The following is a 19,900-nucleotide window of genomic DNA, read 5'->3' as shown; positions in this document are numbered from 1 at the left end:
CCTTTTATAATAAAAGCTCGTCTGTTGTTCTTATTGTTGTATTTGTTCCTGGCAAAGCGTCATGTAATGCTTGCTGCTTTCTACCAGCCTGGCTGAACCAGGCCGGTAAAGTGACGGCGCTTTAAACATATAAATCAGTTGTACTTGTTGCTGGCAGGTCATCTCTGTCACTGGTACGTGAAATAACGTTAACGCCGCATTTTTCGTACCGTAAACCGCGTTACCCTGCGAATCCCGGCCATAATACGCTTGCGCCAGCATCATGGCATACAGCTCGTCGTCGCGGTACAGGCTGTCCAACCAGAACACCCAGATCGCGGTCCTGAAATGCCCATCCACGCCGGCTTGGGTATAGAGCAATCTGGCAGTATAAGATTTGGGATGTATTTTGGTCGCAGCGCGGCGCAAAAAACGCGTCTGCGGCAATTCGGACAACCAGAAAGAGGCGCTCTGTAATGCGGTCTGGGCTATGGGACGAATTTCCAGATAATAGTAAACGGTTAACCCTACAGCAAACGCTAACAGAAGCGCGATAACGCCTTTAAAAAACCACAGTAGCACGCCTGGCATTATGATTTTTTCTTACTCAACATTCTTATCCGTTTCCGCAATAAGCGCATGTAAATAAGGCTGCGCGTTTTCATCCGCTTTACCGGGAATTTTAACGATATAGGGTTTTCCGGTGATGGACGACGACGACGCGACTTTATCGATAAACTGTTCGGCGGTGTCGATACGATTGCGCGTGTTGCCCAGTTTTAAGCGCAGGTGCGATACGGCTTCCTCGCAGTTATGCGCATCACCGTTACGAACGAATGTCAGATCCTTTTTCTGCGCCAGCGCATTAAGCATGGCGTTAATGCGCGCTTCTTCATGGGCGTTTAGCTTCGCCCAGGCGGGTAGAGTCAGCAGGAGCGCAACGACGGCGCAGACAATTTTCTTCATGGTAAAATCCTTTTTCATGCGATAATCACTGCACCTCAGACCGTTAGCCGGGTAATAAGTTGCACTCCTGGTGGGGTTATTTCTGTGAGTGCGCCAGCGTGAGTTCATCCAGAAAACGCCACAGCTTTTCATTCATTTGCTGGTAATCCCATGCGCGCATCTCGGCAACCGAGCGGATAAAACGCTTCCCTTGCGCGTCGGCCAGCTCCTGCTGCGAATGTTGGATTAATCCTTCAACCGCCTCGACGGTAAATTCCATATGACACTGGAAGCCGTAGACAAAATTGCCGTACTGCACTATCTGACGTGGACAGCCGGCACTTTCAGCCAGCACGGTCGCCTGATCGGTGAGTCCTGGCATATCGTTGTGCCAGTGGCCGACGGTTAACGGGGAGCCAAAGTGGGCGATAAGCGGATGCCGCAGACCGGCTTCAGTGAGCGTAATAGGGTAGTGACCAATCTCTTTTTCCGGACTTTGGCACACAGCGGCGCCCAGCGCCTCGCCAATGAGCTGCGAACCAAGACAAATGCCGATAACCATTCGCCGGGCCGTAATCGCCTGATTAATTAAGTGCTGTTCGGCGCGAGAGTCAAAGTACGGGCACTCTTCGCGGGTGGTGCGCGGCGACTGCGGACCGCCAAATACCACAAGCATATCGAACTCATCGGCATTGGGCGGTAGCGCTTCTCCGGCATAGACGCGCGACCATGAAATGGTATAACCGCGATCTTCAGCCCATTTCAGATAAGCGCCAGCGGATTCAAACGACTCATGGACAACAAAATGAACTCGCACGTTATTTTCTCCTGTTAGCGATTTAGCGCCTGATGGATATCAGCCGCCAGCGTGTTGATCTCGCTGTCATTTAATGTCGACAGCGTGATACGTAGACCGTGAGACGGCGCGCTTACGCCAAAGGCTTCTCCCTCACGTACCAGCCAGCCGGATTTTGCCAGCGTAAACGCGGTAGCCTGGCTATGGGTGTCCAGCGGGAGCCAGGCATTCACGCCGTCGCCGGGAGAAATGGCGATGCCATATTGCTGTAGGGCGCGGGCCAGTTTTTGTTGCCGGGCGGCGTAAAACAGCCGCGTTTGCGCCAGCCTGTGCTGATACTCAGGGTCGGTCAGGCAGGCGTAGACCAGATCCTGTAACAGATGGCTGACCCACTGACTACCGGCATTTAGCCGCAGCCGAAGTTTTGCCGAGGTCGCGCTGTCGCTGGCGACAATAGCAAGACGTAAATCGGGGCCGAGGGTTTTGGAAACGGAGCGTATCACCGCCCAGTGTTGCGTTGTCTGCGCAATAACCGGCTGCCAGGGCGACGAAGAAAGTAGAGCGAAGTGATCGTCGATAATGACCACTACCTGAGGGTAACGCGCCAGTATATTTTGCAGCGCAGCGGCACGGCGAGCGCTCAGGCTACAGCCGGTAGGGTTGTGCGCGCGCGGCGTTAAGATCACTGCCCGCGCGCCCTGATTTAGCGCCTGTTCCAGCTTTTCAGGCTGCATTCCTTCGCTATCTACGCTGACCGGGCTGGCGCTAAAACCGGCATAGCGCAGCATATTGATACTGCTTAAAAAACAGGGATCTTCCACCGCGACGCTGTCGCCCGGCAGCAGATGCGCGCAAAGCAGTCTTTCGATAGCGTCGATAGCTCCGCTGGTGATATCAATTTCGCCTGCGACGGGGGTGGCATCTCGTAGCCAGCGCGCCGCCCAGGCGTGTAGTTCAGGGGAAACGGGCGCATCGCCGTAGAGATGCGGCGTGCGGCTGAGACGGGCAAAATAACGGCTAAGGTCAGGCAGACGCTGCGGATCGGGATTGCCGCCGGAAAGGTCGTGCAGAGGCGTATGTGGATCGCCGCCTTCCAGCGCTACGGGAGACGGACTGCCTTTAATCACCGTCCCATTGCGGCCTAAACTTTGCGCCAGTCCCGCCATTATCAGCCGTTTATACGCCGCTGCGACGGTATTGCGGTTCACCTTTAATTCGCTTGCCAGCTCCCGTACCGGCGGGAGCGAATCCTCCGCCCGTAACGTGCCGGCGATAATGTGTTGACGGATACTGTCAAAAATTTCGTTAGCGGTTTTTCCGTCGATCATTATTGACCTATGACAAAATGAATTTTAGCATATGACAATGATAATGAGGCGGTAGCCTGCTGTCCAGCGAGAGGAAAATTTTATGGGACAAGAGAGTGATATTCAGTCAGTGCTCTTCGACGACAACCATCGGGCGTTACAGACCGATATCGTCGCCGTCCAGTCACAGGTCGTGTACGGCAGCGTAGGCAACAGCATCGCTGTTCCGGCCATTAAAGCGCAGGGATTACGCGTGACGGCGGTCCCGACGGTGCTATTCAGCAATACGCCGCACTATAAAACCTTTTATGGCGGCATTATTCCCGCCGAGTGGTTTGCAGGCTACCTTACGGCGTTGAATGAGCGCGATGCGTTACGTGAATTAAAAGCGATTACCACCGGTTACATGGGCAGCGCAGACCAAATTGTCTTGCTTTCGAAGTGGCTAATGGCGATCCGGGCTTCGCATCCGGAGGTGTGTATTCTTGTTGATCCGGTCATTGGCGATACCGACAGTGGAATGTATGTGCAGGCGGAAATTCCGCAGGCTTATCGCACGCATTTACTGCCGCAGGCGCAGGGGCTAACGCCGAACGTATTTGAGCTGGAGATGCTGAGTGGTAAACCGTGTCGCACGCTGGAAGAGGCGGTGGCGGCGGCGCAATCTCTGCTTTCCGATACGCTGAAATGGGTGGTTATCACCAGCGCGCCGGGCGAATCTTTGGAGACCATAACGGTTGCCGTCGTTACCGCGCAGGTCGTGGAGGTCTTTGCCCATCCGCGGGTGGCGACGGAGTTAAAAGGGACGGGAGATCTCTTCTGCGCCGAGCTGGTCAGCGGTATTGTGCAGGGAAAAAAACTGACGACCGCGGCAAAAGATGCGGCGCAGCGCGTGCTGGAGGTGATGACCTGGACACAGCAGTGTGGCTGTGATGAGTTAATTCTGCCGCCGGCAGGGGAGGCGCGATGAAGAGTTATCGGCTGGTAGTTCGCCAGCAGGGACGTATCGTGGGGCATTTTGAAACGAGCGGGCTGGACGCGCTGGAAGATATCTGCGTGGCGCGGGCGATGTTTGGCATCACTGGCGGCTATCAGTGCGAGTTGCAAGTGTCCGATTCCGAACGCAGGATGCTGGAGAGTGGCCCGGATGGGATGAAGATCCTGATGCGCGAGAAGTGCTTTCGCCCGGTGACCTCGCAGTTGTAACCCGTGGATTGGCGCTGAAATGTTCGCAACCTTGTAGGCCTGATAAGCGTAGCGCCATCAGGCAGTGCGCTGCACCATCGCCGGATGGCGGCGCAAGTACAGGCAAAAAAAATGGCGCCCAAAGGCGCCATTCTTCACTGCGGCAAGAATTACTTCTTAATGCGGATAACCGGAGTTTCACCCACGGTCACGCTACCGGACAGTTTGATCAGTTCTTTGATTTCATCCATGTTGGAGATAACAACCGGAGTCAGGGTAGACTTGGCTTTTTCTTCCAGCAACGGCAGATCGAACTCGATGACCGGATCGCCAACTTTCACGCGCTGACCTTCTTCAGCAATACGCTTGAAGCCTTCGCCTTTCAGCTCAACGGTGTCGATACCGAAGTGAACGAACAGCTCAATGCCGCTATCGGATTCGATAGAGAACGCATGGTTGGTTTCAAAGATTTTGCCGATGGTACCGTCAACAGGGGCGACCATTTTGTTACCGGTTGGTTTGATAGCGATGCCATCACCAACGATTTTTTCAGCAAAAACTACATCCGGCACGTCTTCGATGTTGACGATCTCGCCAGAGAGCGGAGCAACAATCTCAATAGTTCCGGTGTCTTTCTTATCATCAGAAACCAGAGATTTTAGTTTATCGAACAAACCCATGATCTTCTCCTAAGCAGTAAATTGGGCCGCATCTCGTGGATTAGCAGATTGTTTTTTCTTCAATGAACTTGTTAACCAGCGTCATTAACTCGTCCGTTGTCGGTTGAGCAAGAGCCTGCTCTGCTAACACCTTCGCATCTTCGAAGTTCGTGTTACGGATAATCTTCTTAATGCGCGGGATAGAAATGGCGCTCATAGAGAATTCGTCCAGACCCATCCCCAGCAACAGAAGTGTAGCACGTTCGTCGCCTGCAAGCTCACCACACATGCCAGTCCATTTACCTTCTGCATGAGAAGCATCAATAACTTGCTTGATCAAGTTCAGTACGGACGGTGACATTGGCTGGTAAAGGTGTGAAATCATATCATTACCACGGTCAACTGCCAGGGTGTACTGCGTTAAATCATTGGTGCCGATACTAAAGAAATCAACTTCTTTGGCTAAATGACGCGCAATTGTCGCCGCAGCCGGTGTTTCCACCATCACGCCAATCTCAATGCTTTCGTCAAATGCTTTACCTTCGTCACGCAGTTCCTGTTTGTAGATTTCAATCTCTTTGCGCAGCGCGCGAACTTCTTCAACAGAGATGATCATCGGGAACATAATGCGCAATTTACCGAAAGCGGAGGCACGCAGAATCGCGCGAACCTGGTCACGCAGGATCTCTTTGCGATCCATGGCGATACGCACGGCGCGCCAGCCCAGGAACGGGTTCTCTTCTTTCGGGAAGTTCATGTACGGCAGCTCTTTGTCGCCGCCAATGTCCATGGTACGGACGATAACCGCCTGCGAGCCGCACGCTTCAGCGACCGCTTTATAGGCGGCAAACTGCTCTTCTTCTGTCGGCAGCGCGTCGCGATCCATGAACAGGAATTCAGTACGATACAGACCAACGCCTTCCGCGCCGTTGCGCTCAGCGCCTTCAACGTCACGAACGGTACCTATGTTGGCGCAAACTTCGACCTGATGTCCATCCAGCGTGATTGCCGGCAGATCTTTCAGTTTTGCGAGTTCCGCTTTCTCGGTCGCAACCTGCTCCTGGACGGCGCGCAGTTGCTCAATAACATCGTTGGTCGGGTTGACGTAAACCTGGTTGTTTACGGCATCCAGAATCAGATAGTCGCCGTTTTTCACCTGAGAGGTGACGCTACCGGTACCTACGATCGCTGGCAGTTCCAGAGAACGCGCCATGATGGAGGTATGAGACGTGCGTCCGCCCGCGTCGGTGATGAAGCCCAGCACTTTCTGCAGGTTCAGCTGTGCGGTTTCTGACGGCGTCAGGTCAGCGGCAACCAGGATAACTTCTTCCTGAATCGCGCTCAGATCGATAATGGCCAGACCCAGGATGTTACGCAACAGGCGCTTACCGATATCACGTACGTCAGCCGCGCGCTCTTTCAGGTATTCGTCATCCAGTTCTTCCAGGGCAGTGGCCTGACCTTCGATAACTTCATGCGCGGCTGCGTCAGCCGTCATGTGCTTATCTTTAATCAGGGCTATGATTTCCTGCTCCAGCTCCTCATCTTCGAGCAGCATAATATGCCCTTCAAAGATGGCTTCTTTTTCTTCACCGAACGTTTCACCAGCTTTTGTCTTGATCGCTTCCAGTTGCGCAGATGCCTTGGCACGACCGCTCAGAAAACGTTCAACTTCCTGATCAACCTTGTCGGCAGAAATTTTTTTCCGGTCAATGACGATTTCGTCTTCTTTCAGCAGCAGTGCTTTGCCGAAAGCGATACCCGGGGATGCTAAAATGCCTGAAATCATAACCCTACCTTACTTGTGACTGATTTTTAAAAGAACCCGGAAAAAAACTTACTCGAGTTCCGCCATCAGTTTGACCAGATGTTCAACCGCTTTCTGCTCATCTTCACCTTCTGCGGAGATGGTGACGACGGTGCCTTGAGTCAGGCCCAGAGTCTGCAGTTTAAACAGGCTTTTCGCGCTGGCGCTTTTGCCGTTGGAAGTCACAGTAATCTCAGAAGTGAAGCCTTTTGCTTCTTTAACAAACTGAGCAGCAGGGCGGGTGTGCAGACCGTTCGGAGCGGTAATGGTAACTTCTTGCTGGAACATTGTATTTCCCCAACTTATAGGTTTAGTGTTGTGGAACTAAAGTCTAGCCTGGCGGCTCAACTTTAGCCTGTATTGTTAGCGCCGGCGTAAACGGGACGCGACACAAAAGGTGTTCTACGCAATCCGTTGCTGGCAACTTATGGCCGCTGACGTTTCGCTCGTCATTAAACATTATGCCGCGAAAGGAAGATTTGAACCAAATCATAAAATCGATTCAGCTAACGCTTTTCCTGTAACGATTAATTTCGCGCATCAAAATAATTAGTCTGGTTAAATACCAGTTCCGGCAGGGTGAATCAATGCTAGGTGAGGTGAAAGTTTGAAGCAGGCCACAAAAAAGCACCCAAAAAGGTGCTTTTTTACGCGTTTTTAACATGCTGGCATCACTGTTGCAGTTCTTTCTCAGTAAAGAGATCGGCGAACAACGCGGTGCTCAGATAACGCTCACCTGATGAAGGTAGGATAACCACAATATTCTTATTGGTAAAGCTTTCATCTTCCTGCAGCTTAAGCGCTGCAGCAACCGCGGCACCGGAAGAAATTCCTGCCAGAATACCTTCCTCTTCCATCAGACGGCGCGCGGTAGAAATGGCTTCTTCATTGGTGATGCCAACCACTTTATCAATCAGTTTCAGATCCAGGTTGCCCGGGATGAAGCCTGCGCCGATGCCCTGAATTTTATGCGGGCCTGGTTTGATCTCTTCACCAGCCAGCGCCTGGGCAATAACCGGGGAGTCAGTGGGTTCTACCGCAACGGTGATAAGATCGGTTTTACCCTTCGTCCCTTTGATATAACGCGTGACGCCGGTTAACGTACCGCCAGTGCCGACGCCGGAGATAAACACATCCACCTGACCATCGGTGTCTTCCCAGATTTCCGGGCCGGTGGTTTTTTCATGGATTTCCGGGTTGGCAGGGTTGCTGAACTGCTGGAGCAGGAGATATTTTTGCGGATCGCTGGCGACAATTTCTTCGGCTTTCTGAATAGCGCCTTTCATCCCTTTCGCCCCTTCGGTCAGCACCAGATTCGCGCCTAATGCTTTGAGTAGCTTGCGGCGTTCAATGCTCATGGTTTCCGGCATGGTCAGGGTGAGTTTGTAACCGCGCGCGGCGGCGACATACGCCAGCGCAATACCGGTGTTGCCGCTGGTCGGCTCCACCAGTTCCACGCCAGGTTTCAGTACGCCACGCTTTTCGGCATCCCAAATCATATTGGCGCCGATACGGCACTTGACGCTGAAGCTCGGGTTGCGCGACTCCACCTTCGCCAGAATGCGTCCATTACCGATACGGTTCAGTCGAACCAGCGGCGTATGACCGATAGTCAGCGAGTTATCTTCATAAATCTTACTCATGGCCTGTCCTTAACTGTATGAAATTGGGATACCTTCCCAGCATACCTTCCAGCCAGATATGGGGAAGTAAGGATTTCGCATATCTATATGCTGATGGGGAATAATGGTTATCAGTATGGAATAAGAGACAGCATAAGAGCTTATCCCATTAGGGCTATTTTACTTGCCATTTTGGACCTGGGCAGTGCTCAAAATCCTCACGTACTACGTGTACGCTCCGGTTTTTGCGCGCTGTCCGTGTCCAAACTGGCTGCGCCAATAACGCCTGGTGGGATAGGCTCTAAGCCATCTCTTATTTATACATTTTTACGTTATTTCCATAACGCGTGTTTAGCACGCCAGCAATCAACCCACATTGCCGTCGCGCCACAGACGGCGACAGGCATAATGAAAAGGTTAAGCACCGGAATCATCGTAAAGAGGCTGGTGAGCGCGCCAAATTGCATATTCGCCACCTTCTGCGTGCGCAACGCGGCGCGCATCGTTTTAAACGGCACTTTGTGGTTATCAAACGGGTAGTCGCAATACTGGATCGCCAGCATCCAGGCGCTGAACAAAAACCACAGCACCGGCGCGATGGTTTGGCCAATGCCAGGAATAAAATAGAGAACCAGCAGCACAATAGCGCGCGGCAGATACCACGCCAGCTTTTGCCATTCACGTTTCATAATGCGCGGTACATCTTTCATGATGCCGAGTATGCCGGTATCTGGCGGCGTGGCGCCGGTTAACCGCGCCTCAAGCTGTTCGGCTAAAAGGCCGTTAAACGGCGCGGCGATCCAGTTGGCGAGGGTAGAGAAAAAATAGCCAAAGACCAGCAGAACAGAGATAACCGCAATCGGCCACAGCAGATAGCTCAGCCATTGCAGCCAGTCCGGCACATGACTCATCAACGAAGGTATCCAGGCGTCAAGCTGGGTAAACAGCCACCAAAATGCGCCGCCCATCAGCACAATGTTGACCAGCAAAGGTAAAATAACAAAGCGGCGGATTCCCGGTAGGGTGACTAACTTCCATCCTTGCGAGAAATAATAGACGCCGCTACGTGGTACGGTTGTGGATGATGAAACCATATTCAGGACATACTCCTTTTTCTTAAAGCCCTGGGTAAACGTGGGATATCTTACCCGGTTATCAGACGGTGGATAGTTCGGAAATGTTCGAAAAAACAGCAAAAAGCACATTTTCCTTCATCTTTATGCTGCGAAAGCCAACAGTACACTTGCACTTGACGTAATCGGCAAATACTCTTAGTGAGTAAATGTTTGCCGTGGTGGCAAGGTGTTAGAACAACAGAGAATATAATGATGCAGGATTTGCGTCTGATATTAATCATTGTTGGCGCGATCGCCATAATCGCTTTACTGGTACATGGTTTCTGGACCAGCCGTAAAGAACGATCTTCTATGTTCCGCGATCGTCCACTAAAACGCATGAAATCGAAACGCGACGACGACTCGTATGACGACGATGTCGAAGAAGACGAAGGCGTGGGTGAAGTTCGTGTTCACCGCGTAAATCATGCCCCCGGCCAGTCGCAGGAGCATGATGCCCCTCGTCAGTCGCCGCAACACCAGTACCAGCCGCCTTATGCGTCTGCGCAACCGCGTCCAGCGCCGCCGCCGCAGCCGCAAGCGCCGATGCAACAGCCGGTTCAGCAACCGGTCCAACCTGCGCCGCAGCCTCAGCAGGTTCAGCCATCTGCGCCGCCGGTACAGCCGCCGCAACAGCAGCCTGCACCGCTGTCGCAAGCGCCGCAGCCTGTTGCGCAGCCCGCGCCGCCGCCATCAGCGCAAACCTTCCAGCCTGCGGAACCTGTGGTTGAGGCGGAACCGGTAGTGGAAGAAGCGCCGGTTGTGGAAAAACCGCAGCGTAAAGAGGCGGTCATCATTATGAACGTCGCGGCCCATCATGGCAGCGAGCTTAATGGTGAAGTGTTACTGAACAGTATTCAGCAGTCAGGCTTTAAATTTGGCGATATGAATATTTTCCATCGTCATTTGAGCCCGGACGGCAGCGGCCCGGCCTTGTTCAGTCTCGCGAATATGGTCAATCCGGGAACGTTCGATCCTGAAATGACGGACTTCACTACGCCTGGCGTCACTATCTTTATGCAGGTACCGTCTTACGGCGATGCGCTGCAGAACTTCAAGCTGATGCTGCAATCCGCGCAGCATATCGCTGATGAGGTCGGCGGCGTTGTGCTGGATGACCAGCGTCGGATGATGACGCCGCAGAAACTGCGCGAATATCAGGACCGCATCCGCGAGGTGATGGACGCTAACGCCTGAGGTTAACGCAGGTGTGACATTTTTAACGTAACCCCCGCCTGTCGGGGGTTTTTTATCATTGATGGTGTGATATGGAACCAATCGAACAACAACTGACAGAACTGCGAACCACGCTTCGCCATCATGAATATCTGTATCATGTGATGGATGCGCCAGAGATTCCCGACGCCGAATATGACCGCCTGATGCGGGAACTGCGAGAGCTGGAGGCGCAACGTCCGGACCTTATCACGCCGGATTCGCCCACGCAGCGCGTTGGCGCGGCGCCGCTGACGGCATTCAACCAGATTCGCCATGAAGTACCGATGCTGTCGCTCGATAACGTATTTGATGAAGAAAGCTTCCTGGCGTTTAACAAGCGAGTGCAGGATCGTCTAAAAAGCACGGAAAATGTCATCTGGTGCTGCGAGCTAAAACTGGATGGCCTGGCGGTCAGCATTCTGTATGAAAACGGCGTGCTGGTGAGCGCTGCGACGCGTGGCGACGGCACCACCGGTGAAGATATCACTTCAAACGTGCGCACGATTCGCGCCATTCCGTTAAAGCTGCACGGCGATAATATTCCGGCGCGTCTTGAAGTTCGCGGAGAGGTATTTTTACCGCAGGCCGGGTTCGAAAAGATCAATGAAGACGCGCGCCGTACTGGCGGCAAAGTGTTTGCTAATCCGCGTAACGCGGCGGCGGGCTCGCTGCGTCAGCTCGATCCGCGTATTACGGCGAAGCGACCGCTAACATTTTTCTGCTACGGCGTCGGTATTCTGGAAGGCGGCGAGTTGCCGGATACGCATCTGGGACGTTTGCTGCAATTTAAAGCGTGGGGGTTACCGGTCAGCGATCGCGTGACGCTGTGCGATTCTCCCCAGGCGGTACTGGATTTTTATCGCAACGTCGAAAAAGATCGCCCCACGCTCGGTTTTGATATCGACGGCGTGGTGATTAAGGTCAACTCGCTGGCTTTGCAGGAACAGCTGGGCTTTGTGGCCCGCGCGCCGCGCTGGGCGGTGGCGTTTAAATTTCCTGCTCAGGAGCAGATGACTTTTGTGCGCGATGTTGAGTTTCAGGTCGGGCGCACTGGGGCGATTACGCCGGTGGCGCGTCTGGAACCGGTTCAGGTGGCTGGTGTGCTGGTCAGCAATGCCACGTTGCATAATGCCGATGAAATTGAGCGACTTGGCTTGCGCATTGGCGATAAGGTGGTTATCCGTCGGGCAGGCGATGTGATCCCTCAGGTGGTCAACGTGGTTCTGTCCGAACGCCCTGAAGAGACGCGTCCGATTGTGTTTCCAACGCACTGTCCGGTGTGCGGATCGGACGTAGAGCGCGTTGAAGGCGAAGCCGTTACCCGTTGTACCGGCGGGCTGATTTGCGGCGCGCAGCGTAAAGAGTCGCTGAAACATTTTGTGTCGCGCCGGGCGATGGATGTAGACGGGATGGGCGATAAGATCATCGACCAACTGGTGGAAAGGGAGTATGTCCATACGCCAGCGGATCTGTTCCGTCTGACGGCGGGTAAACTGACCGGCCTGGACCGAATGGGGCCAAAGTCCGCGCAAAATGTTGTAAACGCGCTGGAAAAAGCCAAAGCGACGACTTTTGCGCGTTTTCTCTATGCGCTGGGCATCCGTGAAGTGGGTGAAGCGACGGCGGCGGGGCTGGCGGCTTATTTCGGCACGCTGGAGGCGCTGCAGACCGCTACCATTGACGAGTTGCAGAAAGTACCCGACGTGGGGATTGTGGTCGCTACGCACGTCTTTAACTTTTTTGCCGAAGAGAGTAATCGTGATGTGATTGGGCAGCTACTGGCGGAAGGGGTTCACTGGCCCGCGCCGGTAGTCATTAATGTGCAAGAGATCGATAGCCCGTTTGCCGGTAAAACCGTGGTACTAACCGGTAGCCTGAGCCAGATGTCCCGCGATGACGCTAAAGCGCGTTTAGTGGCGCTGGGCGCGAAAGTGGCAGGCAGCGTATCGAAGAAAACCGATCTGGTGATTGCCGGTGAAGCGGCGGGTTCCAAACTGGCCAAAGCGCAGGAACTGGGCATCAATGTCATTGATGAAGCGGAAATGATCCGCTTACTGGATGCCTGAGATGGAGAAAGAGCAGCTGGTTGAAATCGCCAACACCGTGATGCCCTTTGGCAAATATCAGGGACGTCGATTGATCGACCTTCCGGAAGAGTATTTGCTGTGGTTTGCCCGTAAAGATCAATTTCCGGCGGGTAAACTGGGGGAATTGATGCAAATCACGCTGCTGATTAAAACCGAGGGGCTGACGCAACTGGTGCAGCCCCTGAAACGCCCGCTTTAAGCTTTCGCGGCGCGGCTTTCCTGCTGCGCCTGTAACTTCTCGGTCTGGCGTTTGTAGCGCCGCGCCAGCCCTGCGCAGACCATCAGTTGGATCTGGTGGAAGATCATCAGCGGTAATACCATCATACCCAGCACTGACGTCGGAAACAGAATATTGGCCATCGGGATCCCATTGGCCAGGCTTTTTTTCGAACCGCAGAAAACAATAGTGATTTCGTCGGCTTTATTGAAGCCGCATTTACGGGCGACAAAGACGTTAATGGCGATGACGATCGCCAACAGTATGAGGCTGACCACGACGATAAACAGCAGCGATCCCCAGCCGACTTTGTGCCAGATGCCGTTGACCACCGCTTCGCTGAACGCCGAGTAGACCACCAGCAAAATAGAGGTCTGATCTGTTTTCGCGATCCACTTTTTGTTGCGCGCGACCCAGTTGCCGATCCACGGGCGAGACAGGTGTCCCAGCACAAAAGGCAGCAGCAGTTGCAGCATAATTTTGCCCACCTCTTCCAGACTGCCCTGCGCGCCATGAATATTCATTACCAGTCCGACCAGCAGCGGCGACAGGAAAATGCCCAGCAGACTGGACGCAGACGCTGAGCACACCGCGGCCGCGACGTTACCGCCCGCGAGTGAAGTAAACGCAATCGCCGACTGCACGGTGGCGGGCAAAATACACAGATACAGAAAGCCGCTGTAGAGCATAGGGTCGACATTGACAGGCGCCCACCAGGCAAACAGTACGCCGAGGACAGGAAAGAGCACAAAAGTGCTGCACATGACCCACAGATGCAACCGCCAGTGGCTGCCGCCAGCGATGATCGCTTCACGCGAAAGCTTCGCGCCATGCATAAAAAACAGCAGAGCGATAGCCGCTGTCGTAATGCCTTCAACGACAGGCACAAAGCCGCCTTCCGCCGGGAAAAAAGAGGCCAGTAGTACCACGGTGATAAGTGTCAGCGTGAAAGGGTCAAGGATACGAAAAAGTTTCATAAAAACTCCTGAAAGTCGGTGCAGCTATTTTGCGTTTTTCGCTTTGAGAAATAAAATTGATTTATTGCATCTATATATGAATCTAGTCGATGAACTATTCACTGCGTCAACTGCGTATTTTTATTACCGTCGCCCAGGCCAAAAGTTTCAGTCGGGCAGGGGACAGGATTGGACTGAGCCAGTCTGCGGTCAGTCATAGCGTAAAAGAGCTGGAGCGGCAAACCGGCGTCAGACTGTTGGATCGCACTACGCGTGAGGTGGTGCTGACCGAGGCGGGGCAACAACTGGCGACGCGTCTGGAGCGGGTGCTTGATGAACTGAACAGCATACTGCGCGATGCAGGCAGAGTAGGGACACAATTAACCGGCACCGTGCGCGTTGCCGCGAGCCAAACCATTTCTGCGCATCTTATTCCGCAATGCATTGCCCAAAGTAATTCACTTTATCCCGCTATTGATTTTGTATTGCACGATCGTCCGCAGCAGTGGGTGCTGGAGAGCATCCGCCAGGGTGAAGTGGATTTTGGCATCGTTATCGATCCCGGCGCAGCGGTGGATTTACAGTGTGAAGCCATCTTATCAGAGCCTTTTTTACTGTTGTGTCGCCAGGATCATCCGCTGGCGCATCAGGAATGGGTGAGCTGGCAGGATCTTAAACAGGCCTCGCTGGTCTTACAGGATTATGCTTCCGGCAGTCGACCGCTGATTGATGCGGCGCTGGCCCATTTTGCTATTGAGGCGGATATCGTGCAGGAGATTGGTCACCCGGCCACGCTGTTTCCAATGGTGGAAGCGGGAATCGGCATCAGCGTGCTGCCCGCGCTGGCGTTACCGCTCCCGCAGGGCAGCCACTTACAGGTTAAACGGCTGACGCCCGTAGTTGAAAGGCAGCTCATGCTGGCGCGGCGAAAAAACCGATCGCTCTCCACGGCGGCACAGGCGTTGTGGGACGTGGTGCGTACTCAGGCCAGCGAATTAACCGCCGCGAGGGCGAAAGATCCGCTGTATCAGCTATAAATATCTATCTGTCCGTGCGTGAGGTGCGGTCTTGCCCTGCCATTTTTGACAGGGCAGTGTGTTAAAACAGGTATTTGATGGAATAAATAATGCCATCCTGCAGGAAGGATTCTCCTAACTTATTATCAGCGTAACGATATTGTACTCCTGCGGTCAGGTGAGGAGTCGCATTCCACCACAGCGCTACTGCGCCATTAATGCCATCTTTCCCGCCATTGCCCGCAGCGTAGGACGCATCGCGGTCAAACTCATACTCATTCCAGTTCGTTACGCTGAATTTCTCACTACCCAACGAGAAGCTATAGCCGGCCACCCAACCTAATACATAACCATTATCGCCTGTGTAGTAGGTCTGATCGGTATAACGTTTGGCAAAGAAGGGTTTAAACCAGTAACCGTTACCTGTGAAGTTATAGCCTAAACCATAGAGAAACATGTCATCATGGAAATTAGCGCGATGAGGTGAACCGTACGTCCCGTAGGCATGGAGATAGAGGTTTAATCCTGTATCGCCCAGATAAATACGGTTGGTATTTTTAAAGGTGTAACGCTGTTCGCTGCCTGGTTTAGCGTGGCGGCCATTGTAAAAATTTTCCCAGTCGAAGAACCCGTACATTTCTCCCCAGCTAAAATTCGCTCCGCCTTCCAGTTCCAGGTACCCAAAATCATCTTTATGGGATTTTTTACTGGTTTTTTCCGTGGTGTCTGATGTCCAGTCGAGGTAATGGAGGCCGATATCGGCGAACCCGCCTTTAAATTCCGCATGGGTGAGTGCGGGAATAATGAGTAAAGAAGAAAGCGTCAGAGTAAGAATTTTTTTCATAGCATATTTCCCTATGCCGATAATTATTAATGGGTTAATTAAAAAGAGGCAATTTATAAATATGAAAGCGGCATATTGTTAATATGAAGTGCAAGCAAAAACCAATACTGTTTTCCCTCTGTATTAATACAGAAGCGATCTAAATCTATCGATATTAAATGGCTATTGATGACACGTGAAAAGTGTATTGGTCAGCAAGGGGCGATGGTCGTTATAAAAAGGAGTCAAATTAAATCCGATAGAACAAGGAAACTTATGCCTCACGCTCTTTTTTCTCATAATCCTGAGTATTGTATTGATATTATTCATGCACATAAACCGGCATTTACCCCGCGAGTCGCGTTTATTTTAGGCTCCGGGTTGGGTGCTCTGGCGGATCAAATCGAAGATGCGGTAGCCATTTCTTACGAGAAATTGCCGGGATTTCCCGTCAGCACCGTACACGGCCATGCTGGTGAACTGGTGCTCGGCCATCTGGCGGGTGTTCCGGTGGCCTGTATGAAAGGCCGCGGACATTTTTATGAAGGGCGTGGAATGGCGGTGATGACCGATGCCATTCGCACGTTGAAATTACTGGGCTGTGAAGTGTTGTTCTGCACCAATGCGGCAGGATCTCTGCGTCCGGAAGTGGGGCCGGGTAGCCTGGTTGCGCTTAGCGATCACATTAATACGATGCCCGGTACGCCGATGGTGGGGCCAAACGATGATCGTTATGGCGATCGCTTCTTCTCGCTGGCTAATGCTTATGACGCAGATTATCGCGCCATGCTTCAGTCCGTTGCGGCAGAGGAGGGATTCCCCCTCACTGAAGGCGTATTTGTTTCTTATCCGGGTCCGAACTTCGAAACGGCGGCAGAAATCCGCATGATGCAGATTATTGGCGGCGATGTGGTCGGAATGTCCGTTGTCCCTGAGGTGATTAGCGCACGTCATTGTGGCCTCAAAGTTGTTGCCGTCTCAGCGATCACCAATCTGGCGGAAGGGTTAGGCGATGTAAAACTCTCCCATGCGCAAACGCTGGCGGCGGCTGAACTTTCCCGGCAGAACTTTATAAATCTGATTTGCGGCTTTTTACGTAAGCTGGCCTAAACACAATGACTACGGCCCCGTATTGGGGCTTTATCTCACGGCAAGGAATAAAAAATGGGTATTACGTCCCGCTTAAAAGTCATGTCGTTCTTGCAATATTTTATCTGGGGGAGCTGGCTGGTTACCCTGGGCTCTTACATGATCAACACTCTGGATTTTACCGGCGCGAATGTCGGTATGGTCTACAGCTCAAAAGGACTGGCAGCGATTATCATGCCGGGCATTATGGGGATCATTGCTGATAAATGGCTGCGCGCTGAGCGAGCCTATATGCTTTGCCATCTGGTTTGCGCGGGGGCGTTATTGTACGCCACCACCGTTACCGATCCCCAGACGATGTTCTGGGTGATGTTGGTTAATGCGATGGCGTATATGCCAACGATTGCATTATCCAATAGCGTTTCGTACTCCTGTCTGGCGAAAGCAGGTCAGGATCCGGTAACGTCATTTCCGCCTGTGCGCGTTTTCGGCACAATAGGTTTTATTGTTGCGATGTGGACGGTGAGCCTGATGGGGCTGGAACTGAGCAGTGCGCAATTATACATCGCTTCTGGCGCATCGTTATTGCTGGCCCTGTATGCGCTGACGTTACCGAAAATTCCGGTAGCCGAGAAGAAGGCGAACACCACGCTTGTCAGTAAGCTCGGACTGGATGCTTTTGTTCTGTTTAAAAATCCACGCATGGCAATCTTCTTTTTGTTTGCGATGATGTTGGGGGCGGTGCTGCAAATTACCAATGTCTTCGGTAATCCGTTCCTGCATGATTTTGCCCGTAATCCTGAGTTTGCCGACAGCTTTGTGGTGAAGTATCCCTCTATCTTGCTTTCAGTTTCGCAGATGGCGGAAGTGGGCTTTATCCTCACCATTCCGTTTTTCCTTAAACGCTTTGGTATTAAAACGGTAATGCTGATGAGTATGCTGGCGTGGACGCTGCGTTTCGGCTTCTTTGCCTTTGGCGATCCATCCCCGTTTGGCTTTGTGCTACTGCTGCTGTCGATGATTGTTTATGGCTGCGCATTTGATTTCTTCAACATCTCAGGGTCAGTATTTGTAGAGCAGGAGGTGGACTCAAGTATTCGCGCCAGCGCGCAGGGGCTATTTATGACCATGGTTAACGGCGTGGGGGCCTGGATTGGGTCTCTTTTAAGCGGTATGGCCGTGGATTATTTTTCTATTGATGGCGTAAAAGATTGGCAAACCATCTGGCTGGTTTTTGCCGCCTACGCTCTGGCATTGGCCGTTATTTTTGCATTGTTCTTTAAATATCAGCACCATCCAGAAAAACTGTCGACCAAATCATTAGCACATTAATTTTATTTGACTGGCGAGAGGATGTTCGCCAGTCCATTTTTATGAACAAGGACACAGCATGAAAGAAATTATTCTCTCCTCCGGTATTGGATTTGGTATTGGCGCATTTTTTACTTTATGCCGAATACCTATTCCTGCACCAAATGTTTTACCCGGGGTATTATCTATTGTATTTATGTATATTGGGTATCTTGTCGTTAAATCTATTTTTTACTAGGTAATATGGTAAATTCCAGACGTTATCCCTTATTCCTGGAGTGCGATAGTGATGGAACGAGCCCATCGTATTGATCTAAAGCTATTACGTTATTTCCTCGCTGTTGCAGAAGAATTGCATTTTGGCCGGGCTGCTGCCCGGTTAAATATGTCACAACCTCCCTTGAGTATCCATATCAAAGAACTTGAACAGCAACTGGGTACATTGCTGTTTATTCGTCATTCCCGCAGCGTTGCATTAACCCATGCCGGGAAAGTTTTAATGGAGGAGTCACGTCGCTTGTTAGCCAATGCAAATCAGGCGCTGGCGCGAGTGGAGCAGATTGGTCGCGGTGAAGCGGGGCGCATTGAACTGGGGGTGGTTGGTACGGCGCTGTGGGGAAGAATGCGTCCTGCGATGCGTCACTTTTTGAAAGCAAATCCCAATGTTGAAGTACTTTTTCGCGAAAAGTCTCCCGGTATGCAAATGGCGTTGTTAGAGCGTCGGGAACTTGATGCAGGGATCTGGCGTATGGCTATCGAACCAGCAGTCGGTTTTACCAGCATACGTTTGCATGAATCTGCATTCATGGTTGCAGTTCCGGAAGATCACGATCTGGCATCCAGAGATTCTGTGCCGCTGTCGGCGTTGCGCAATGAATATTTTGTTACGTTGCCTTCCGTACATTCTGATTGGGGATTTTTACAACGTGTATGCCAACAGGCGGGTTTCTCGCCAATGATTATTCGGGAAGTGGTTGAGCCGCAAACGGTGTTGGCGATGATCAGTATGGGGATCGGGATTACGTTGATGGCTGATGGCTATGCGCAAATGAGCTGGCCGGGTGTGGTGTTCCGTCCGTTAGAGGAACGTATTCCGGCGGATTTGTATATTGTGTATGACCAGCAGCAGGCAACGCCAGCACTGGAGAAACTGGTGGCGGCGTTGACGGTATGATGTCTGTGCCGGATGGCGACTAACGTCTTATCCGGCCTACGTGTGCGGTGTCGTCTGTAGGCCTGATAAGCGCAGCGCATCAGGCAAGACCCGAACCTGCGGCAGGTTCGAATCTTATAAATCGCAGATAGCAAAAAAGCGCCTTTAGGGCGCTTTTTTACATTGGTGGGTCGTGCAGGATTCGAACCTGCGACCAATTGATTAAAAGTCAACTGCTCTACCAACTGAGCTAACGACCCGAAGTGGTGGGTGATGACGGGATCGAACCGCCGACCCCCTCCTTGTAAGGGAGGTGCTCTCCCAGCTGAGCTAATCACCCACTTCTCAATTTCTTATCTACACGGCGGAGACTACATAAAGTAGTTGGTGGGTGATGACGGGATCGAACCGCCGACCCCCTCCTTGTAAGGGAGGTGCTCTCCCAGCTGAGCTAATCACCCCCGCTGTGTGGAGTCGCATTATAGGGAGAGTTGAAAATGAGTCAACGCATTTTCTAAAGTTTTTGTTTGTTCGTCGTAAAATTAAACAAAACGATCGTGAATTACCCCGCACTGCATGATTTCTATACGGAAATAGCAAAGCGCAGCGTTCTGA

Annotated in this window: 21 protein-coding genes and 3 tRNA genes; 10 read left to right on the top strand and 14 right to left on the bottom strand. The window is 52.3% G+C overall.

The genetic code is table 11. The annotated features are described in order from the left end of the window. Positions 1 to 30: 30 nt before the first annotated feature. Genes ACLJQJ_RS17290 through ptsJ form a run of 4 tightly spaced genes read right to left on the bottom strand, consistent with a single transcriptional unit; the run spans position 31 to position 3,048 of the window. Positions 31 to 570 (bottom strand): transglycosylase domain-containing protein, encoded by a 540-nt coding sequence (locus ACLJQJ_RS17290; protein WP_063808899.1) that lies wholly within the window; start codon positions 568 to 570, stop codon positions 31 to 33. A 12-nt stretch (positions 571 to 582) separates the two neighbouring features. Next, positions 583 to 963, bottom strand: a complete 381-nt coding sequence (locus ACLJQJ_RS17285; protein ID WP_000710729.1) for a YfeK family protein — start codon at positions 961 to 963, stop codon at positions 583 to 585. Positions 964 to 1,021: 58 nt separating this feature from the next. Next, positions 1,022 to 1,741, bottom strand: coding sequence for a GMP synthase (locus ACLJQJ_RS17280; protein ID WP_001263750.1), 720 nt, complete (start codon positions 1,739 to 1,741; stop codon positions 1,022 to 1,024). A gap of 14 nt (positions 1,742 to 1,755) precedes the next feature. After that, positions 1,756 to 3,048, bottom strand: a complete 1,293-nt coding sequence (gene ptsJ, locus ACLJQJ_RS17275; protein ID WP_063808900.1) for a transcriptional regulator PtsJ — start codon at positions 3,046 to 3,048, stop codon at positions 1,756 to 1,758. A gap of 82 nt (positions 3,049 to 3,130) precedes the next feature. On the opposite strand from ptsJ, the gene pdxK reads away from it, so the two are divergent. Continuing rightward, positions 3,131 to 3,997, top strand: a complete 867-nt coding sequence (gene pdxK, locus ACLJQJ_RS17270) for a pyridoxine/pyridoxal/pyridoxamine kinase (RefSeq protein WP_000529613.1) — start codon at positions 3,131 to 3,133, stop codon at positions 3,995 to 3,997. Then, positions 3,994 to 4,233, top strand: coding sequence for a hypothetical protein (locus ACLJQJ_RS17265; protein ID WP_000844541.1), 240 nt, complete (start codon positions 3,994 to 3,996; stop codon positions 4,231 to 4,233). The genes pdxK and ACLJQJ_RS17265 overlap by 4 nt, the downstream gene beginning before the upstream one ends. 149 nt (positions 4,234 to 4,382) lie before the next feature. Here ACLJQJ_RS17265 and crr read toward each other — a convergent pair whose 3' ends face one another. The 5 genes from crr to cysZ form a co-directional block, all read right to left on the bottom strand. After that, positions 4,383 to 4,892 (bottom strand): PTS glucose transporter subunit IIA, encoded by a 510-nt coding sequence (gene crr / locus ACLJQJ_RS17260; RefSeq protein WP_000522253.1) that lies wholly within the window; start codon positions 4,890 to 4,892, stop codon positions 4,383 to 4,385. A 40-nt stretch (positions 4,893 to 4,932) separates the two neighbouring features. After that, the gene (ptsI, locus tag ACLJQJ_RS17255) at positions 4,933 to 6,660 is read right to left on the bottom strand and encodes a phosphoenolpyruvate-protein phosphotransferase PtsI (protein ID WP_000623118.1); all 1,728 of its coding nucleotides are present in this window, start codon (positions 6,658 to 6,660) and stop codon (positions 4,933 to 4,935) included. Positions 6,661 to 6,708: 48 nt separating this feature from the next. Then, positions 6,709 to 6,966: a phosphocarrier protein Hpr gene (gene ptsH / locus ACLJQJ_RS17250; protein WP_000487600.1), complete on the bottom strand. Its 258-nt coding sequence runs from the start codon at positions 6,964 to 6,966 to the stop codon at positions 6,709 to 6,711. A 383-nt stretch (positions 6,967 to 7,349) separates the two neighbouring features. Then, positions 7,350 to 8,321, bottom strand: coding sequence for a cysteine synthase A (gene cysK, locus ACLJQJ_RS17245; protein WP_000036904.1), 972 nt, complete (start codon positions 8,319 to 8,321; stop codon positions 7,350 to 7,352). 311 nt (positions 8,322 to 8,632) lie between these two features. After that, positions 8,633 to 9,394 carry a sulfate transporter CysZ gene (gene cysZ / locus ACLJQJ_RS17240; RefSeq protein WP_000255008.1) on the bottom strand — a complete coding sequence of 254 codons (762 nt, stop codon included), beginning with the start codon at positions 9,392 to 9,394 and terminating at the stop codon, positions 8,633 to 8,635. A 231-nt stretch (positions 9,395 to 9,625) separates the two neighbouring features. Here cysZ and zipA point away from each other — a divergent pair, with 231 nt between their 5' ends. From zipA to ACLJQJ_RS17225, 3 genes are all read left to right on the top strand, one after another. Next, positions 9,626 to 10,612: a cell division protein ZipA gene (gene zipA, locus ACLJQJ_RS17235; protein WP_063808901.1), complete on the top strand. Its 987-nt coding sequence runs from the start codon at positions 9,626 to 9,628 to the stop codon at positions 10,610 to 10,612. A 71-nt stretch (positions 10,613 to 10,683) separates the two neighbouring features. Further along, entirely contained in the window at positions 10,684 to 12,699 is a 2,016-nt protein-coding gene (gene ligA, locus ACLJQJ_RS17230) for an NAD-dependent DNA ligase LigA (RefSeq protein ID WP_063808902.1), read from the top strand. 1 nt (position 12,700) lies between these two features. Then, complete coding sequence (locus tag ACLJQJ_RS17225) at positions 12,701 to 12,919, top strand: DUF3820 family protein (protein WP_001519708.1); 219 nt, start codon at positions 12,701 to 12,703, stop codon at positions 12,917 to 12,919. On the opposite strand, the gene ACLJQJ_RS17220 is transcribed toward ACLJQJ_RS17225, so the two are convergent. Then, positions 12,916 to 13,914 (bottom strand): bile acid:sodium symporter family protein, encoded by a 999-nt coding sequence (locus ACLJQJ_RS17220; RefSeq protein ID WP_000765569.1) that lies wholly within the window; start codon positions 13,912 to 13,914, stop codon positions 12,916 to 12,918. The two genes, ACLJQJ_RS17225 and ACLJQJ_RS17220, sit on opposite strands and share 4 nt — an antisense overlap. A gap of 89 nt (positions 13,915 to 14,003) precedes the next feature. Between ACLJQJ_RS17220 and ACLJQJ_RS17215 the strand changes: the two genes are divergently transcribed. Further along, positions 14,004 to 14,930, top strand: coding sequence for a LysR family transcriptional regulator (locus ACLJQJ_RS17215; protein WP_001109831.1), 927 nt, complete (start codon positions 14,004 to 14,006; stop codon positions 14,928 to 14,930). Positions 14,931 to 14,991: 61 nt separating this feature from the next. Here the strand turns inward: ACLJQJ_RS17215 and ACLJQJ_RS17210 are convergent, their stop codons facing one another. Then, positions 14,992 to 15,753 (bottom strand): outer membrane protein, encoded by a 762-nt coding sequence (locus ACLJQJ_RS17210; RefSeq protein ID WP_000722926.1) that lies wholly within the window; start codon positions 15,751 to 15,753, stop codon positions 14,992 to 14,994. Positions 15,754 to 16,008: 255 nt separating this feature from the next. On the opposite strand from ACLJQJ_RS17210, the gene xapA reads away from it, so the two are divergent. From xapA to ACLJQJ_RS17190, 4 genes are read left to right on the top strand one after another with little or no spacing between them, the layout of a single operon-like run. Further along, entirely contained in the window at positions 16,009 to 16,842 is an 834-nt protein-coding gene (gene xapA, locus ACLJQJ_RS17205) for a xanthosine phosphorylase (protein ID WP_001119748.1), read from the top strand. A 54-nt stretch (positions 16,843 to 16,896) separates the two neighbouring features. Next, a complete protein-coding gene (locus ACLJQJ_RS17200) occupies positions 16,897 to 18,153 on the top strand; it encodes a nucleoside permease (protein ID WP_000513243.1) in 1,257 nt (418 codons plus the stop codon). A 58-nt stretch (positions 18,154 to 18,211) separates the two neighbouring features. Continuing rightward, the gene (locus ACLJQJ_RS17195; RefSeq protein WP_000658727.1) at positions 18,212 to 18,370 is read left to right on the top strand and encodes a XapX domain-containing protein; all 159 of its coding nucleotides are present in this window, start codon (positions 18,212 to 18,214) and stop codon (positions 18,368 to 18,370) included. Between the two features lie 51 nt (positions 18,371 to 18,421). Then, entirely contained in the window at positions 18,422 to 19,306 is an 885-nt protein-coding gene (locus ACLJQJ_RS17190) for a LysR family transcriptional regulator (RefSeq protein WP_000438886.1), read from the top strand. A gap of 163 nt (positions 19,307 to 19,469) precedes the next feature. On the opposite strand, the gene ACLJQJ_RS17185 is transcribed toward ACLJQJ_RS17190, so the two are convergent. From ACLJQJ_RS17185 to ACLJQJ_RS17175, 3 genes are all read right to left on the bottom strand, one after another. Continuing rightward, positions 19,470 to 19,545 (bottom strand) — tRNA-Lys (locus ACLJQJ_RS17185). Positions 19,546 to 19,549: 4 nt separating this feature from the next. Continuing rightward, positions 19,550 to 19,625: transfer RNA gene (locus tag ACLJQJ_RS17180), tRNA-Val, on the bottom strand. Between the two features lie 45 nt (positions 19,626 to 19,670). Then, positions 19,671 to 19,746: transfer RNA gene (locus ACLJQJ_RS17175), tRNA-Val, on the bottom strand. Between the last annotated feature and the right edge of the window lie 154 nt (positions 19,747 to 19,900).

This window comes from Salmonella sp. SAL04202 (assembly GCF_046550775.1).
In the GTDB taxonomy this organism is placed as follows: Bacteria; Pseudomonadota; Gammaproteobacteria; order Enterobacterales; family Enterobacteriaceae; genus Salmonella; species Salmonella enterica.
Note: the sequence above shows the minus strand (reverse complement) of the source record. Positions and strands in the feature narration are given on the sequence as shown.